This is a genomic window from Pseudomonas sp. Bc-h, assembly GCF_002080045.1.
Lineage (GTDB): Bacteria > Pseudomonadota > Gammaproteobacteria > Pseudomonadales > Pseudomonadaceae > Aquipseudomonas.
On sequence record NZ_MUIN01000005.1, the window covers coordinates 163,024 to 179,739 of the forward strand.

The following is a 16,716-nucleotide window of genomic DNA, read 5'->3' on the forward strand; positions in this document are numbered from 1 at the left end:
AGCCGACCCTGAGGTCGGCTTTTGGTTTGCTGCGCGGTGATCAGCCCGCCCGGCGCAGCAACCAGATACCCGCCAGCGCACAGACTCCCGCAGGCACCAGCACTGCAAACAGAGGCGAGAAGCCGAAAACCAGACTCGACGGCCCCAACAGGTCTTGCGCGATACGGAAAGTGAAGCCTACCAGCACGCCGGTGAACACACGTTGCCCCAGCGTCACGGAGCGCAATGGGCCGAAGATGAACGAGATCGCCATCAGCACCAGCGCCACCGTTACCAGCGGCTGGAGGATCTTGGTGTAGAACGCCAGCCAGTAGCGACCGTTCGCCAGCCCCTGATCAGCCAGATAGTTCGCGTAACCATACAAGCCGGTCATCGACAGCGACTCCGGCGGGAGTACCACCGTGCTCAGCAGCTGCGGACTCAGCGCGATGTCCCAGCGCTCCTCAGGCGCAGTCACCACCTCGGTACGCCCTTCATGGAACAGAGTGGTGCTGACATCCTTGAGCAGCCAGTAATCGGTCTTGAAGTTCGCCTGTTTGGCGAAGCTGGCGCTGAGCATGTGGCGCTGGTCATCGAAGCGATAACGGGTCACGCCGTACAGCAAACCATCGGGCTGCACGGTGTTGATATGGATGAATTCCTCACCCTGACGGTGCCACAAACCGTGCCTCGCGCTCTGCGCATCGCCGGTGCCCTGAGCCAGCGAACGAGCGGCCTGGGCCTGAGCCTCGGTCACTGGCGCGACGTACTCACCGATGAGCAGACCCGCGACCATCAACACCAGCATTGGCTTCATGACCGCCCAGACAATACGGCCGATGGACACACCAGCTGCACGCATGATCGTCAGCTCACTGCTGCTGGCCAGCGCACCGAGGCCGATCAGGCAGCCGATCAAAGCAGCCATAGGCAGCATGTCGTAGAGGCGGCGCGGGGCGGTCATGACGACGAAGCTGCCGGCATCCCAGAAGGTGTAGGTATCGCTGATATCGGCCATCTCATCGATGAACGCGAACAGCGAAGCCAGACCGAGGATGATGCCCAGCACGGCGAGAATCGCCATGAACACGCTTTTGCCTATGTAACCATCCAGCTTAACCATGAGCCACCTCCGACACACTGCGGCGACTCGCCAGTTTCAAGCGCAAAGGCTCCCAGTACAGCAGGCCTAGCCCAATGGCCAGGAACAGCGCATGCACCCACCACAAGCCAAGGGCGTGCGGAATCTTGCCTTTCTCCAGCGCGCCGCGAGCGGCGATCAGAATGGTCAGATAAGCCATGTAAAGCAGGATCGCCGGCAGCAGCTTCAAGAAGCGGCCCTGACGTGGATTGACCCGCGCCAGCGGCACCGCCATCAGCGTCACGATGAACACCAGAATCGGCAACGAGAGACGCCACTGCAGTTCGGCGCTGTTGCGCAGGGAGCTCTCGCCGGTCAACAGCTCGCTGGTCGGGATGGCATCGCGGTCGGTGATTTCGTCACTGATATCAGGCTTGGGCAGCAGGGCCCCGTAGGTGTCGTACTTGATCGCACGGTAATCGGCCTGCCCCGGATTACCGTCGTAGCGATAGCCGTTGCTGAGGATCAGGTAGCGGCTGCCATCAGGCTTGATCTCTTGCTTGCCCTTCTCGGCCACCAGCACGGTGATGCCGTGGTCCTTCTTTTCTTCGAGTTTCTTTTCCGAGATGAACACACCGCCAAGGTTGATGCGGTCATCGGTCATGGTCTCGGTGTAGGTCACCCGACTGCCATCGCGCAGAAGCTGGAAACGACCCGGCACCAGGGTGTCGAACTCGGTCATCGCGTCCTGCTTGTTGATCAGCAGCTGGAACTGGGTGGCGCCCTGAGGTGCGAGACTGAAACTCAGCCAGGCCACCAGCAGCGACACCAGCGCGGCAGGAGCAAGGGTCATCCACAGCAGACGCTGTTGGCTCATGCCCGTCGCCGCCAACACGGTCATCTCGCTTTCCAGGTACAGCCGCCCATACGCCAAAAGGATGCCGAGGAACAAACCCAGCGGCAGGATCAGTTGCAGGAACCCTGGCAGACGGAAGCCCATGATCAGAAACAGCACGCCTGGGTCGAGCGCGCCCGATGCAGCCTGGGCCAGGTATTTGATGAAACGGCCACTCATGATGATTACCAGCAGCACAGCGCTCACAGCGCTCAAGGTAACCAGCACTTCTCGGGACAGGTAACGGAAGACAATCAAACCAGACACTCCAGGGTTGTCACGCTCAGGCAGCCTGACAAGGAAATGGATCAGGCATGGCGCTCGCCACGGCGAACCACCAAAAAAATATGCGGCATTATCCTGTGATTGGGTGTGTCTGTCACTGCGCGCGCCGGATACTTCCTGAACCGATGCTGACACAAGCGTGCCAAACGGGTGCTGACCGGGGTTGTCATCTGACCTTTTGCAGGGTCAAACTGCGGGCCTTGCCGCTGGCACGGCGCCGCGCGACTTGCGTGACCGCGCCCGGCCGCGAACTCATTTTGCGATTACCCACAGTTTATTCGGGGACCCCGACATGGAATTGGTTGTTAAAAGCGTCAGTGCAGAAACCTTGAAGACCGCCACGCTGGTGGTTGCCGTTGGCGAAGGCCGCACGCTGAGCGATGCTGCGAAAACTGTCGATACCCTGAGCGGTGGTGCGATCAGCACTGTGCTCAAGCGTGGCGACCTGGCGGGCAAAGTTGGCCAGAGCCTGCTGTTGCACGGCCTGCCAAACCTCAAGGCCGATCGCGTTCTGCTGGTCGGCAGCGGCAAAGAGCCCGAGCTGAGCGATCGTCAATTCCGCAAAATCATCAGCGGCGCGCTGAACACCTTGAAGAGCCTGGGCGGCACCGACGCAGCTTTCGCGCTCGATCAGCTGAACGTCAAGAATCGCGACATCTACGGCAAGAACCGTCTGTTGGTCGAAACGCTGGCTGATGGCGAGTACGTCTTCGATCGGTACAAGAGTCAGAAAGCCGATCCTCGGGCACTGAAGAAAGTCACCCTGCTGACCGCCAAACTCAACGTCACTGAAGTGGAACGGGCTGCCAAACACGCGCAGGCCATTGCTGCCGGTATGGCGGTGACTCGCGACCTGGGGAACATGCCGCCGAACATCTGCCACCCGACGTACCTGGGCGAGCAAGCCAAGGCGCTGGGCAAGGCCAACAAGGGCCTGAAAGTCGAAGTTTTCGACGAGAAGAAAATCGCTGATCTGGGCATGGGTTCGTTCCTGGCGGTCGGTCAAGGCAGTGCCCAGCCGCCACGCCTGATCGTGATGCAGTACTCCAACGGCAAGAAGAGCGAAAAACCCTTCGTACTGGTCGGCAAAGGCATCACCTTCGACACTGGCGGCATCAGCCTCAAACCTGGTGCGGGCATGGACGAAATGAAATTCGACATGTGCGGCGCAGCCAGCGTGTTCGGCACGCTGAATGCCGTGCTCGAGCTGCAACTGCCAATCAACCTTGTGTGCATCGTCGCCGCTGCGGAAAACATGCCTAGCGGCAACGCGACCCGCCCGGGCGATATCGTCAAGACCATGAGCGGCCAGACCGTCGAGATCCTCAACACCGACGCCGAAGGCCGTCTGGTGCTGTGCGACGCCCTGACCTATGCCGAACGCTTCAAGCCTCAGGCAGTGATCGATATCGCCACCCTGACCGGCGCCTGCGTCGTTGCACTGGGTGGTCACACTTCAGGCCTGCTGGGCAACAGCGATGCGCTGATCAATCAGGTGCTGGACGCTGGCAAGCGCGCCGATGACCGCGCCTGGCAACTGCCGCTGTTCGACGAGTATCAGGAGCAACTGGACAGCCCGTTCGCCGACATCGCCAACATCGGCGGCCCGAAAGGCGGCACCATTACCGCGGCCTGCTTCCTCTCGCGCTTCACCAAGGCCTACGAGTGGGCTCACCTGGACATCGCAGGCACCGCATGGCTGAGCGGCGGCAAGGACAAGGGCGCCACTGGCCGTCCGGTGCCACTGCTGACCCAATACCTGATCGACCGCGCTGGCGTTTAATCGCCTCGAAACGTGCTGACCTCATTCAGGGTCAGCACGTTTGCGTTCTGGAAACCTCATGACCCAAGTCGATTTCTACATCCTGCCCAGCGCCGATCCCCTCGCGCGTCTGGATTTCGCCTGCAAACTCACCGACAAGGCCTGGCGCCTCGGGCACCGGGTGTACTTGCATTGCAGCGACGCCGCACAACGCGAAGAGCTGGATGCCCGGCTGTGGCGCTTCAAGGGTGAAACCTTCGTACCCCATGGTCCAGTCGAAGATGATCCCGACGCTCCCGTCGCATTGGGCATCGGCGACGATCCCGGCCAACATCAGGATCTGCTGGTCAATCTCGACCTGCGCATCCCCGAATTCTTCAAACGATTCGCCCGCATCGCGGAGATCGTGGTGGAGGAGCCGTCCATCCGGCTGGCAGCGAGAGAGAGTTTCCGCTTCTACCGCGAACAGGGCTATCCTCTGCAAGATCACCGACTGCAGCGTCTTTGAGCACACGATGGATAACTCAAAAAACCTTAAAGATTCCGCGCACCTGCTGGACGACCTCGAGTCGATCCGCCAGCTGCTCGACGATGACTCTCTGCAACCCCCGCTTTTGACCGACACGGTCACTGGCGAAGGTCAGATCCCTCTGTTGTTCGATGTGGTCAATGGCCAGGTCATTGCTGCCGATGAGCAGGATCAGCATGCTGACCACATTCCCACGCTGACGCCTGAGCCTGTCCGGGCCGCCGAGCCAACGGCTGCATCATCGGCACAGCCTGAAGCCAGCGCGCCCAACCCGGACGACCTGCTGCATCTGGACAGCGAGCTGCGCGCCGCGGCGCAATTGATCATGCAAGATGTGATCGACGATTTCGCTCCACATATCGAGAACGAGATCAAACGCCGCCTCGAAGCCCGGATGGAACGCCTGCTGACTCAGTACCAGAACTGACTTTGCACTAACACCTGCCTGTAGCAGTTCGGCTTGCCGGGGGTAGCGCCCTGAAGATCGCCAACGCTGGCAAGCCGCGCTGCTACAGGTCGTCCCGTCCTCGCCAGATGCTTTTGTTGAATCCGAATCCGGCTCCGGATCTGCGCTCATACGCTTGTGGCTCACAGCTTGTAGCTTGCAGCTGCCGTGAAAAGCTATACTTCCCGGCTTTTCCGACTGAAAGCAGATCAGGTTCCCGCCGCGCATGGACAAGACCTACCAGCCGCACGCCATCGAAACTTCCTGGTACCAGACCTGGGAGTCCGAGAATTATTTCGCTCCGCAAGGCGCGGGCGACTCGTACACCATCATGATTCCGCCGCCGAACGTCACCGGCAGCCTGCACATGGGCCACGGTTTCAACAATGCGATCATGGACGCCTTGATCCGTTTCCGCCGCATGCAGGGTCGTAACACCCTGTGGCAGCCGGGCACCGACCACGCCGGTATCGCCACCCAGATGCTGGTCGAGCGTCAGCTCGAAGCTCAGGGCCAGAACCGCCATGACCTGGGTCGCGAAAAATTCCTCGAAAAAGTCTGGGAGTGGAAGGATCAGTCCGGTGGCAACATCAGCCGTCAGATCCGCCGCCTGGGCTCGTCCGTTGACTGGAGCCGCGAGCGCTTCACCATGGACGACGGGCTGTCCGAAGCCGTTAAAGAAGCGTTCGTACGTCTGCATGAAGACGGCCTGATCTACCGCGGCAAGCGTCTGGTCAACTGGGACACCAAGCTGCACACGGCGATTTCCGATCTGGAAGTGGAAAACCACGACGAGAAAGGCAGCCTGTGGAACCTGCGCTACCCGTTGGCCGACGGCGCCAGGACCGCTGAAGGTCTGGATTACCTGGTCGTCGCCACCACGCGTCCGGAAACCATGCTCGGCGACGCCGCTGTTGCGGTGAACCCGAACGACGAGCGTTACAAGGCCCTGATCGGCAAGTTCGTCGAACTGCCGCTGGTAGGTCGTCGCATTCCGATCATCGCCGACGACTATTGCGACCCTGAATTCGGCACCGGCTGCGTGAAGATCACCCCGGCCCACGATTTCAACGACTATGAAGTCGGAAAGCGCCACAACCTGCCGCTGCTGAACATCTTCGACAAAAACGCCAGCGTTCTGGCAGCCGCCCAGGTCTTCAACCTCGACGGCACGCTGAACGAAAGCATCGACGGCACCCTGCCCGCGCAATACGCTGGCCTGGACCGTTTCGAAGCACGTAAACAGATCGTGGAAGCCTTCGACGCCGCTGGCCTGCTGGTCAGCGTTGACGATCACGCCCTGAAAGTCCCTAAAGGCGACCGCTCCGGTACCATCATCGAGCCGTGGCTGACAGACCAATGGTATGTGTCCACCAAGCCGCTGGCGGAGCCCGCAATTGCTGCCGTTGAAGACGGTCGCATCGCGTTCGTGCCCAAGCAGTACGAAAACATGTACTTCTCCTGGATGCGCGACATTCAGGACTGGTGCATCAGTCGTCAGCTCTGGTGGGGCCACCGCATCCCTGCCTGGTACGACGAGTCCGGTAAAGTCTACGTAGGCCGCGACGAAGCCGAAGTCCGTGCCAAGCACAACCTCGGTCCTGAGGTTGCGCTGCAACAGGACAACGATGTACTCGACACCTGGTTCAGTTCCGGACTGTGGACGTTCTCCACTCTGGGCTGGCCTGAGCAGACCGATTTCCTGAAAACCTTCCACCCGACCGATGTGCTGGTCACCGGCTTCGACATCATTTTCTTCTGGGTCGCCCGGATGATCATGCTCACCATGCATCTGGTGAAGAACGAAGACGGCACAGCGCAAGTCCCGTTCAAGACCGTGTACGTACATGGTCTGGTGCGCGACGGTCAAGGTCAGAAGATGTCCAAATCCAAGGGCAACGTTCTGGATCCGCTGGACATCATCGACGGCATCGAGCTTGAGGCTCTGGTGCAGAAACGCACCTCCGGCATGATGCAGCCCAAGCTTGCGAAGAAGATCGAGAAGCAGACCCGCGACGAATTCGCCGACGGTATCGCCAGCTATGGCACCGACGCCCTGCGCTTCACCTTCTGCTCGCTGGCGTCCACCGGCCGTGACATCAAGTTCGACATGGGTCGCGTCGAAGGCTATCGCAACTTCTGCAACAAGATCTGGAACGCCGCGCGCTACGTGCTCGACAAGGGCGAAGACTGCGGCCAGAACGGCGAGGCCTTCGAGCTTTCGCTGCCTGATCGCTGGATCATCTCGCAGCTGCAACGCACCGAAGCTGAAGTGACCCGCCAACTGGATCAGTTCCGCTTCGATCTCGCCGCGCAAGTGCTGTACGAGTTCATCTGGAACCAGTATTGCGACTGGTACCTGGAGCTCTCCAAGCCGGTTCTGTGGGACGAGAACGCTCCAATCGAACGTCAGCGCGGCACCCGCCGCACGCTGGTTCGCGTGCTGGAAGTGGCCCTGCGTCTGGCTCACCCGTTCATGCCGTTCATCACCGAAGAAATCTGGCAGCGCCTGGCGCCGCTGGCCGGTATCGAAGGCAAGACCATCATGCTGCAACCGTGGCCGGTGGCGAACGAGGCGCGCATCGATGCCGACGCGGAAGGCGACATCGAATGGCTGAAGGGCGTGATGCTTGGCGTGCGCAATATCCGTGGCGAAATGAACATCGGCCCGGGCAAGCCTCTGCAACTGTTCCTCAAGAACGTCGGCGCTGAAGACCAGCGCCGCCTGACCGAGAACGAGCACCTGCTCAAGAAGCTGGCGAAGATCGAATCGTTCACCTTGTTGGACGCAGGCGCCGAAGCGCCACTGTCGGCGACCGCGCTGGTTGGCGAGATGGAAGTGCTGGTGCCAATGGCTGGCCTGATCGACAAGGGCGCAGAGCTGGCCCGTCTGGACAAGGAAATTCAGCGCCTGCAGGGCGAAGTGCAACGTGTGGGCGGCAAGCTGTCCAATGCGGCGTTCGTCGACAAGGCGCCACCTGAAGTCATCGCCAAGGAACGCGCCAAGCTGACCGAGGCCGAGCAGGCATTGGGCAAGCTGGCCGAGCAGCACGCACGGATTGCCAGTTTGTAGGAAAACTGCACAGCCCGTTCTTATGCGCGGGCTGCACGCCGTTTATAGCCGGACACGATCTGAAAGCGACGCATAACCTGTGGGAGAGAGCTTGCTCGCGAAAAGGCATTTCAACCGACGATATTTCGTCGTCTGAAATACCCTTCGCGAGCAAGCTCCCTCCCACAGTCGTTTGCGTAAAGATCCCTTTTTCTGTAGTTCATCCGGGCCTCGTGCCTGACAACCGAATCCAGTCAATGACCAGCTCACCCAAACCACCCCGCAAGAAGCCCAAACCCGCGCCAGCAGCGAAACCTGCCGAGCCAAAGGCCAAGGCCAGCCTGCATCCGCGCAATCGCCATCAAGGCCATTACGACTTCCCCCGATTGATCAAAGGCTGCCCGGAACTGGGCAAGTTCGTGATCATCAATCCGTATGGCAAGGAAAGCATCGACTTCGCCAATCCGGCGGCCGTGCGGGTGTTCAACCGCGCGCTGCTCAAGGCGTTCTATGGCATTGCCCATTGGGATATTCCGGGGGATTATTTGTGCCCCCCCATCCCCGGCCGCGCTGACTATGTGCATTTTCTGGCCGATCTGCTGGCCGAGCGCAACGCTGGCGTGATCCCCCGTGGCGCGCCCGTGAAGGCCCTGGACATCGGCACCGGCGCCAACTGCATTTACCCCTTGATAGGCCACAGCGATTACGGCTGGTACTTCGTTGGCTCGGACATCGACACGACCGCTCTGGCCTCGGCCACCACCATCGTCAAGGCCAACAACCTGGGCAAGGCCATCAGCCTGCGTCAGCAGCACAACCGCAAGCACATACTTGTGGACCTGTTACAAGCCGACGAGCGCTTTGACATCAGCCTGTGCAATCCGCCCTTCCACGCCTCTGCCGAGGAAGCCTTGCGCGGCAGCCAACGCAAATGGCGCGCTTTGGGGAAGGCCGATCCCAAGCGCAAGTTGCCGGTGCTGAACTTCGGAGGGCAGGCTGCGGAGTTGTGGTGCGAAGGCGGTGAAGCGCGTTTCGTGACACAGCTGATCACAGAGAGCGCACGGGTGCCCAAGCAGGTGCTGTGGTTCAGCACGCTGGTCTCCAAGGCCTCCAATCTACCGCTGATCCAGGCAACGCTGAAGAAGGTCGGCGCGCTGGAGAGCCACGTTGTGGAGATGTCTCAGGGGCAGAAACAGAGCCGCTTCGTCGCTTGGACCTTTCATGACAAGGCCCAACAGGAGGCCTGGCGGGCAGAACGCTGGACCTGACAGACTCAGCCCCCATCTCTGAGCGGCCTCAAACTCAGGGCACAAAAAAACCGTGTCCGGATCACTCCGTCACACGGTTTCTCTTACAACAAGAGGCGTTTTCGCTTACTTGTTGACTGCGTCAGTCAGGCCTTTGGCCACAACCAGCTTGATCACTTTCTTGGCCGGGATTTCGATGGCAGCGCCAGTCGATGGGTTACGGCCGGTACGGGCAGGACGCTCGGTCACTTTCAGCTTGCCGATGCCTGGCAGAGTGATTTCGCCGCCGTTTTCCAGCTGGTCCGCGACGATTTGGCCCAATTGGTCCAGAGCATTGCGCGCGGTGGTTTTAGGCGCGTCGATAGCTTCTGCGATATCGGCGATCAATTGGTCTTTAGTCAGAGCCATGGTGGTGTTCCTTCCCTATCAAATTCATATGGTTTGCAGAGTGTGTACAGACGCGAAATGTAGATACTCAAATCGGCCTTTGGTTCGGCCGAACGCCCACAAACTGCATGCTTGGCGCGCTTCAGTGCGCAAGACCGGGCAAAACTAGCACAGAGCCAAGCAAATATCCGCCCCTACCTACCCATTTGGTCAGCTTTATCGCGGTTCAAGGGTAAAAAAGTCATATAAATGAGTTTGCGGCCGTGTTTTCGGCCTTCCCGGCCCGCTCAGCGCCCTGTCTGCGGTACACTTGCCGCCTTTCGCACGGGCCCTGCGTCCCCGTTCAGTTCCACTTCAGCAGCCGAGAAATCCATGCCGATCCGTCATGCCATCGTTCACCTGATCGACAAGAAACCCGACGGTACGCCCGCAGTCCTCCATGCTCGAGATTCCGAACTCGCGGAGTCCCAGGCCATCGAGAACATGCTGGCCGACCTCAACGAGAGCTACAACGCCAAACAGGGCAAAGCCTGGGGTCTGTTCCATCCGGAGTCCGGCGCGCACCCGTTCAGCGGCTGGCTCAAGGAATACCTCGACGATGGCAAGGACTTCACCGCGTTCAGCCGCGTGGCGGTCGAACACCTGCAGAAGCTGATGGAGGAATCCAATCTGTCGGTGGGCGGTCACGTGTTGTTCGCCCATTACCAACAGGGCATGACCGAGTACCTGGCCATCGCCCTGCTGCACCACAGCGAAGGCGTGGCCGTGAACGAAGAACTGGACGTCACTCCGTCCCGGCATCTGGACCTCGGTCAATTGCATCTGGCGGCGCGGATCAACATCTCCGAGTGGCAGAACAACAAGGCCTCCAAACAGTACATCTCCTTCATCAAAGGCAAGAACGGCAAGAAGGTCTCGGAATACTTCCGCGACTTCATCGGCTGCCAGGAAGGCGTCGACGGCCCCGGTGAAACCCGTACCCTGCTCAAGGCCTTCAGCGATTTCGTCGAGAGCGAAGACCTGCCGGAAGAGTCGACCCGCGAGAAGACCAAGGCGCTGGTCGATTACGCCAGCAGCCAGAGCAAGATGGGCGAACCTATCGCGCTGGAAGAGCTGTCCGGCCTTATCGACGAAGACCGCCCCCGCGCCTTCTACGAACATATCCGCAACAAGGATTACGGCCTGTCTCCGGAAATTCCGGCCGACAAACGCACCCTCAACCAGTTTCGCCGCTTTACCGGCCGGGCAGAAGGCTTGTCGATCAGTTTCGAAGCGCACCTGCTGGGCGACAAGATCGAATACGACGAAGAAAAAGGCACCCTGATCATCAAGGGCCTGCCAACCCAGCTCACCGATCAGTTGAAGAGGCGCTGACCGCCATGCTCGTGCGCACCCTGAAGAAGTTCGTGCTGATCCTGCTGGTCGTGTTGGTCTACCAGAACTGGGGCAAAATCGAGCACTTCTTCAATCCGGCGCAGGCTGTTTCATCGCAGGTTCAGTCCCAGGCCAAAGTGACTCTCTACGCCACCGACTGGTGCGGCTACTGCAAACAGGCCCGACGCTTTCTCGATAGCAAGGGCATTCCCTACACCGAGTACGACATCGAGAAGTCGGCTGAAGGGCGCAAGGCTTACGAAGCGCTGGGTGGCCGCGGGATTCCTCTGATCGACGTGAACGGCACATTGATCAGAGGGTTTAGCCCGGAGGAGATTCTGGCGGCTTTGAGTAACAGCAGCACCTGATCGAGTCAGACGCTGCTCCCCCGTCCTCAACACTGAATCGTGCACTCTCGTTAGAGCGGATTACATCCTGCTTGCGTCGCTTCGCGTGCTGTCACATAAGGCCGGAAAGGCTCGAGATTCCAAGGCTCCTTATTTTCAGCGATCTGGAAGTGGCAGACCAACTGACGCCTCATGGTATTGCGCTGAGCCTCATAATTTGCAGGCTTGGTCCAGCGAGCGTCCCTTCCCTCCTTGCGCAGTAGTTCCGCATAGACCTTATCGGAGCCGTGCGAATCGCTCTGTTTTTTGCCCTCGTCCGTGAGCGTCACCGCCAGACTCCATTCCTTCCGATTGGTACCGGGATCAAAGCGAGAGACCCACTCAGTGGACTTTATGTAGCGATAGACCGGTTCACCGACGGCATTTATCGCTTGATCCCACTCGTTATAGCTGAACGTCGCGTCCTGACGTCGAGTTTCGGGCAGCGTCATCTTGACGATTGGAACCCTTACGGCAGTCTTTTCAAAATAGCGCTGTTGATCGTAGCGAGCATCATCCAACCCCCCCGTGGTCGGCAGGTAGAAAAACGCCTGGATCGGTACCTCTGCCGCAGGCCTGGAAGGGTCCCAGGTTTCGATCCGCAGCTCGTTCTGCTTCTCGAATGCTGCTTGCCCGACCTTTCCCATGGCGTCCACTGAAGCATTGAAGTTTTTAACAGCGTGTTGATCCAGCGCGTCACGTACGTCGAAGCCGCACTCTTTTGTGTTGTTGTTTTGCCCATTGAATTGTTTATAGCGGTCTGCCCATGCAGTGCCCGTATAAATACCCTGTTTGTCGCAGGGCTGGCTGTTAGGCTGGTCGCTCTTGCCGCAGCCCTTTTCATCTCTTACGTCGGTCCCCCCATCCATGGGAAACGAACACAGCACCTGATATCGGCTCTTTCCCGCGGGCAGTTTCAGGAGGGGGTAAAGGATATAGCCGTTATTCTCCTCCCTGACCAGCTTTTGGAATTTTGAGTCTTCTCTCAAATAGGAGAATGACGTACCGCCGCTTTTTTGCGCCGCGGGGCTAGGCGCCCATGAATCATAAAAGGGTGAAGGTACCGTCGCCCTAAAGATAACCCCTTGGCATAAAAAGGCCGGCTGGGTGTTTCGACCACAATCGTTGGGACTTGAATAATAGCGGCCAATCAAATCCTTAGCTGTGTCCTGCCCCGTCGCAGAATACGCCACGGAAAAAAATGAAGAACAGGCAATCGTGAATGTCGCAGCCAGCAGCGTCCCTTTCATGTTCAGACTCCTTTTAATGTCCCAACTGCATGTCAACCCATGCACTAAAAAATCATAGCGCTTGGTTAAAACGGAACAACTGGCATAAATGACAGCCATCCATACTCTTTCGCGATACCCGCCCATCCGCTTATTTCCGTCTGGCCCCTCCTGCGACCCTCGCACGCTGTTATAAGAAATCGCGATAAATACAAATACCATTATTTACTATCGATCCACTTACTTATTTGACGACACTCCTGAATCGACATTAACTCTCCTGTATCAGCGCCAATCGTTACCACTCACAACGCCGCTTCCGGACCAGAGCGCTGTTGAGCATCGGCTGTTCAAGGGAAGAACCATGAAATATTCGACTGGGATGTCACTGTTGCTTTTATTCACTCCGCCTGTATTCGCTGGAGACGTTGAGTTATCACCGGAGCAAACAGTGGCGATGCTGAACACCAATTACAATGAGCGTCTTTACGAGTGCAGAGACACAAAGACAAACGCCGTCCGCGGTCATTATTACTGCAGTGGCGTCATTGTAAGAACCGTTGACACTGCTCGATTCGTGCCATGGGACTACAGCCCTTCGGCAATAAAACTGGGCTCTACTTCATTCAGCTGGCTGAGAAGCGATATTCTTACAAACAAACTTTATCATCCGGCAGGTTTGATTGTACGCACCCCCGAAGACGCACTCATTCACAACCGGCCTGCGCTCGATAAAGGCTGGGAATGTATCTATACCTTTGACGCCAATACCACCCGGGGGATTCTCTATCCCAATGCAGGCAAACCTCGAGGCTGGAATGGCTGCGACTTCGAAGGTGACTTCACTGAAAACAAATCCACCCAGCTTGTCGACAATAACAATAACGAGGACGCCTACGGATCCTGCCGCGAGATCGGTGTGGGTTCGGACGACCTGGCCAAAAATCAGGCCGCCCTGTGGGTTAATCGCTATCGAAATGACAAAAACCGCACGGAGAATCAATGCTCCTGGAACATCGAGAAAGCCCGCGACTGGAACTCTATGATCGGCATCCGCACCGGGCCGGATTTCAGGAACAACGGGATGTGGACCGAAATGCTGCTCAAGAACGCCTCGGAAACAGCCGATGGCAGCAGGCTCATTCCTCACATTGATGGGTTCTTTTATGACGTGAATAACATGACTGAACTCAATGCTGACAAGCAAAGTGGTGCGACAATTGCGCGGATCTTCCAGGCACAGTTAAAACGGGCTGGCTACACCGTCCCGGTGCTCCGATTGAACTTCAAGGCGCCTGCGGCTCAACGCTTCACCTACAGCGCAACCGATCAAGGGACGTGTGACAGTTACATAAAGTCCGCCACGTGGAGAGCATATTTCGACAAAGACATCAAAAAGGAAATATGGAGCCTTTCTGTCGTGCCCACCGACTGCGGACGCAACATAGCGCCCGAAGAGACCGACGTAGCCTATGCCGAACTGGCGTTCGCCCATGACAAAGACGTTCAATGGACTGAAATCAATGGCGGCGGTATGCGTCGACAATTTGTTTGCTTGTTAACTAACTATCGAGACAAAGACGAATGGAACATGGAGCCTATTCGGCCTGATGTCACCCAAGAGGCGGCTGTTAAAAGCTACTGCAACCCTCTCCCCAAACCTTAGCCCCCACGTTCACACAACGACCACGCATCACACAGACAGGCCTTCATCATGAATACGTCATGTACAATCGCTCGCCCGGTATTTGTCAAAAACGGAGCCCGCTTAGTTCTGCTCGTGATCGCGGCTTTCGGGATGCTTGACTGTTCAATTGCGTATGCGGGAGCAGGAACGGACGCAGTCGAACTCATGAAATATTATTATTACCGGACGGTAAAAAACTGTGGGTCTACCAGGCCTGCCTATCTATGCTCCGGCCTCATGTTGCGTGGCACCCAGCACTCAAAAGATTATCAGGTATGGAACCCCAGTCCAACGTCCGTGAAAAACGAGGGGGTTTCATTTTCGTACCTCAGAGACGATGCCAAATATGATCGTCTCGGCCTGCTTAACTATAATGGCTATGTTTTAACCCCCAACGACGACGTTAAGAAACCACAACAGAAGCGGGTCGTTAACTGTTTTTTTCCTCTCGACGCATGGACCGATCGTCGAACTGAAGGCGGCTGCGGAGATAACGCAGACACAAAAGATATTACAGAGGCCATGTGCGACTCCATCAATGTCAACACTGCTGGCGCGTGGATCAAAAATTACAACAGCGTCGGCAAGGAGCGTCCCAGTATCTGCGGATTCGATGTGCGTGAGGAAAGAGGTACTCAAGCGACCAATAATTTCTACGAAGGCATAAAAGCTATGGATTTGCTCAACGATGTCAGCTTCAGTCGGCAGAATGAAATTCGCGTAAAGACCTGGGATCAAGGAAACCCCCTGCAGTTGTCTGCCCTGGCGTTCATCTATACCCGCAGAGAAGGACTCGCCGATGCTCAGGCGGACCAGGAAGACATGTATAAGGCTACTCAGAGGTGGATACCGGTTATCTACCTTAATCTTCCTGACACTCCTGCCGCCGACGCGACCTTTTCTTACAAGGCAAGCGACCAGGCCATCAAGGAACAACCGAGTTCGAACTGCGGCCCCTACATTCAGAAAGCGGAATGGAAAAAGACGTTCGTGAAAGAGGTCAACAAGGACGTCGCGCAACTGGTTGTCACCCCCACGAAATCGTGCGGGAGAAACTTCTCAGGAGCACAGACCGACGCAGCCTTTGCAGAACTGGCGAATAAATACCGGGATAACAGCGATTGGGCTGTGTATGACGATACTTCTATGAGGCGCCAGTTCCTCTGCCTTCGCCTGCAGTACCCCGGCAACGAAACGTGGAATCTGGAGCCCTTCCGGCCGTATGTCTCTGAGGAGCAGGCGATTTCGGCGCGGTGCAACCCAGTTCCATAACCTGTGAGGATTGTGGAAGCAGAGTTCTTCGCGGTGCGCCAGCACATCCAGCATCACAATTGACTGGCGCTCGTCCCCGCGAATCAACTCATTCCCGAGCCTGCCGAACAAGTGCCAGTCATCAGACCCAGTGCTTACTTCGCGTCGAGCCGAAACCCGAAGCGCGGGAAGTGCACATGCACAACGCCCGCGCGCTCATCATCGCGACGCACGATGATTTCTTCACGGCCGTTGAACACCAGTTCGCCATGAACCGCATTCACGCCGTAATCCACGGCTGAAACACTGACCTGCTGACCCACTTCGAAACCGTTCGGGTCAGTAAATACCTCGGTCGGAACGGGTGCAGGGGTCGCTTGGCGCGCGATCTCGACGGCGTCCGCCGAGCTCAGCTCGCTGCTGGCGCCATGGCCGAAACCGACAACCCGCTGAAACCAGGCCGATACCGCGGGATAGGCGTCCACTGCCGCAGCAGTGACCGGGGTTTGCTTGAGAAACCACAGAGGATGGGCCACCGAGAAGTCGGCAATCGACGGAGCACCCAACAGGAAGTCACCGCTGCGCTCCAGCTGGGTTTCAAGACGATTCATCAGGGTCGGCCATTGATGCCGCACCAACTCGATGGGCAATCGCGTCGCCATCCCACCCTCGAAAAACGTTGCGCGATCGGCGACGAAAGCCTTCACCGCTTCCGGTGGCACTTTGGCGAAACGTACCGCGAGCGACTCCGGCTGAAACACCAGGCTGACGGCGTGGAGAAACAGCACTGAATCGGCCCAACTCGCCAGGCTCGCAGAGGTGAACTCCTGTCCCTCGGGATAGAAGGTCGGGGAGGCTTTTTCCTGTTCCAGACGGCGGGCAATCAGCGCAGTGTCGCAGTAAATGTCTGCCCCCACCTGCAACACCGGGGTCTTGCGATAGCCGCCAGTCAGGCACGTCACGTCCGGTTTGGGCAGGATCGGCGGGATGATCACCGAGCGCCAGGACAGCCCTTTAAAACCAAGCATCAAGCGTGCTTTCTCGGCAAACAGGGATGTGGGGTAGTGATGCAGGATCAGTTCACTCATTTTCAACCTCTGTGTCGAACGCATGTATCCCGCGACTAA

General features: G+C 58.0%; 14 protein-coding genes. 9 read left to right on the plus strand and 5 right to left on the minus strand.

Annotated elements, in window-relative coordinates; translation table 11 throughout:
* Window positions 1–40: 40 nt before the first annotated feature.
* A complete protein-coding gene (lptG, locus tag BWR59_RS09565; protein WP_081565398.1) occupies window positions 41–1,102 on the minus strand; it encodes an LPS export ABC transporter permease LptG in 1,062 nt (353 codons plus the stop codon).
* The gene (lptF, locus tag BWR59_RS09570) at window positions 1,095–2,213 is read right to left on the minus strand and encodes an LPS export ABC transporter permease LptF (RefSeq protein ID WP_081565399.1); all 1,119 of its coding nucleotides are present in this window, start codon (window positions 2,211–2,213) and stop codon (window positions 1,095–1,097) included. The genes lptG and lptF overlap by 8 nt, the downstream gene beginning before the upstream one ends.
* 319 nt (window positions 2,214–2,532) lie before the next feature.
* Here lptF and BWR59_RS09575 point away from each other — a divergent pair, with 319 nt between their 5' ends.
* The 5 genes from BWR59_RS09575 (at window position 2,533) to rlmF (ending at window position 9,296) form a co-directional block, all read left to right on the plus strand.
* Window positions 2,533–4,023 carry a leucyl aminopeptidase gene (locus BWR59_RS09575; RefSeq protein WP_081565400.1) on the plus strand — a complete coding sequence of 497 codons (1,491 nt, stop codon included), beginning with the start codon at window positions 2,533–2,535 and terminating at the stop codon, window positions 4,021–4,023.
* A gap of 58 nt (window positions 4,024–4,081) precedes the next feature.
* Window positions 4,082–4,510: a DNA polymerase III subunit chi gene (locus tag BWR59_RS09580; RefSeq protein WP_081565401.1), complete on the plus strand. Its 429-nt coding sequence runs from the start codon at window positions 4,082–4,084 to the stop codon at window positions 4,508–4,510.
* Window positions 4,511–4,517: 7 nt separating this feature from the next.
* On the plus strand, window positions 4,518–4,958 hold the full coding sequence (locus BWR59_RS09585; protein WP_081565402.1) for a DNA polymerase III subunit chi: 441 nt from the start codon (window positions 4,518–4,520) through the stop codon (window positions 4,956–4,958).
* A gap of 244 nt (window positions 4,959–5,202) precedes the next feature.
* Window positions 5,203–8,049, plus strand: coding sequence for a valine--tRNA ligase (locus BWR59_RS09590; RefSeq protein WP_081565403.1), 2,847 nt, complete (start codon window positions 5,203–5,205; stop codon window positions 8,047–8,049).
* A gap of 236 nt (window positions 8,050–8,285) precedes the next feature.
* Complete coding sequence (gene rlmF / locus BWR59_RS09595) at window positions 8,286–9,296, plus strand: 23S rRNA (adenine(1618)-N(6))-methyltransferase RlmF (RefSeq protein ID WP_081565404.1); 1,011 nt, start codon at window positions 8,286–8,288, stop codon at window positions 9,294–9,296.
* A 105-nt stretch (window positions 9,297–9,401) separates the two neighbouring features.
* Here the strand turns inward: rlmF and BWR59_RS09600 are convergent, their stop codons facing one another.
* Entirely contained in the window at window positions 9,402–9,683 is a 282-nt protein-coding gene (locus BWR59_RS09600) for an HU family DNA-binding protein (protein WP_003221909.1), read from the minus strand.
* A 351-nt stretch (window positions 9,684–10,034) separates the two neighbouring features.
* On the opposite strand from BWR59_RS09600, the gene yejK reads away from it, so the two are divergent.
* Together yejK and BWR59_RS09610 are read left to right on the plus strand one after the other, a co-directional pair.
* Entirely contained in the window at window positions 10,035–11,036 is a 1,002-nt protein-coding gene (gene yejK / locus BWR59_RS09605; RefSeq protein ID WP_081565405.1) for a nucleoid-associated protein YejK, read from the plus strand.
* 5 nt (window positions 11,037–11,041) lie between these two features.
* Window positions 11,042–11,404, plus strand: coding sequence for a glutaredoxin family protein (locus BWR59_RS09610; protein WP_081565406.1), 363 nt, complete (start codon window positions 11,042–11,044; stop codon window positions 11,402–11,404).
* Between the two features lie 50 nt (window positions 11,405–11,454).
* Here the strand turns inward: BWR59_RS09610 and BWR59_RS09615 are convergent, their stop codons facing one another.
* Window positions 11,455–12,672 (minus strand): DUF2599 domain-containing protein, encoded by a 1,218-nt coding sequence (locus BWR59_RS09615; protein WP_168184471.1) that lies wholly within the window; start codon window positions 12,670–12,672, stop codon window positions 11,455–11,457.
* Window positions 12,673–13,015: 343 nt separating this feature from the next.
* On the opposite strand from BWR59_RS09615, the gene BWR59_RS09620 reads away from it, so the two are divergent.
* Together BWR59_RS09620 and BWR59_RS09625 are read left to right on the plus strand one after the other, a co-directional pair.
* Complete coding sequence (locus BWR59_RS09620) at window positions 13,016–14,317, plus strand: DUF2599 domain-containing protein (RefSeq protein ID WP_081565408.1); 1,302 nt, start codon at window positions 13,016–13,018, stop codon at window positions 14,315–14,317.
* Between the two features lie 48 nt (window positions 14,318–14,365).
* On the plus strand, window positions 14,366–15,610 hold the full coding sequence (locus BWR59_RS09625; protein ID WP_081565409.1) for a DUF2599 domain-containing protein: 1,245 nt from the start codon (window positions 14,366–14,368) through the stop codon (window positions 15,608–15,610).
* Window positions 15,611–15,744: 134 nt separating this feature from the next.
* On the opposite strand, the gene BWR59_RS09630 is transcribed toward BWR59_RS09625, so the two are convergent.
* Window positions 15,745–16,677, minus strand: a complete 933-nt coding sequence (locus BWR59_RS09630) for a glutathione S-transferase family protein (RefSeq protein ID WP_081565410.1) — start codon at window positions 16,675–16,677, stop codon at window positions 15,745–15,747.
* Window positions 16,678–16,716 lie beyond the last annotated feature (39 nt).

Coding starts and splice junctions, on each gene's coding strand:
- lptG (WP_081565398.1), bottom strand. CDS start 1,102: ATGGTTAAGCTGGATGGTTACATAGGCAAAAGCGTGTTCATGGCGATT.
- BWR59_RS09575 (WP_081565400.1), top strand. CDS start 2,533: ATGGAATTGGTTGTTAAAAGCGTCAGTGCAGAAACCTTGAAGACCGCC.
- BWR59_RS09580 (WP_081565401.1), top strand. CDS start 4,082: ATGACCCAAGTCGATTTCTACATCCTGCCCAGCGCCGATCCCCTCGCG.
- BWR59_RS09585 (WP_081565402.1), top strand. CDS start 4,518: ATGGATAACTCAAAAAACCTTAAAGATTCCGCGCACCTGCTGGACGAC.
- BWR59_RS09590 (WP_081565403.1), top strand. CDS start 5,203: ATGGACAAGACCTACCAGCCGCACGCCATCGAAACTTCCTGGTACCAG.
- rlmF (WP_081565404.1), top strand. CDS start 8,286: ATGACCAGCTCACCCAAACCACCCCGCAAGAAGCCCAAACCCGCGCCA.
- BWR59_RS09600 (WP_003221909.1), bottom strand. CDS start 9,683: ATGGCTCTGACTAAAGACCAATTGATCGCCGATATCGCAGAAGCTATC.
- yejK (WP_081565405.1), top strand. CDS start 10,035: ATGCCGATCCGTCATGCCATCGTTCACCTGATCGACAAGAAACCCGAC.
- BWR59_RS09610 (WP_081565406.1), top strand. CDS start 11,042: ATGCTCGTGCGCACCCTGAAGAAGTTCGTGCTGATCCTGCTGGTCGTG.
- BWR59_RS09615 (WP_168184471.1), bottom strand. CDS start 12,672: ATGAAAGGGACGCTGCTGGCTGCGACATTCACGATTGCCTGTTCTTCA.
- BWR59_RS09620 (WP_081565408.1), top strand. CDS start 13,016: ATGAAATATTCGACTGGGATGTCACTGTTGCTTTTATTCACTCCGCCT.
- BWR59_RS09625 (WP_081565409.1), top strand. CDS start 14,366: ATGAATACGTCATGTACAATCGCTCGCCCGGTATTTGTCAAAAACGGA.
- BWR59_RS09630 (WP_081565410.1), bottom strand. CDS start 16,677: ATGAGTGAACTGATCCTGCATCACTACCCCACATCCCTGTTTGCCGAG.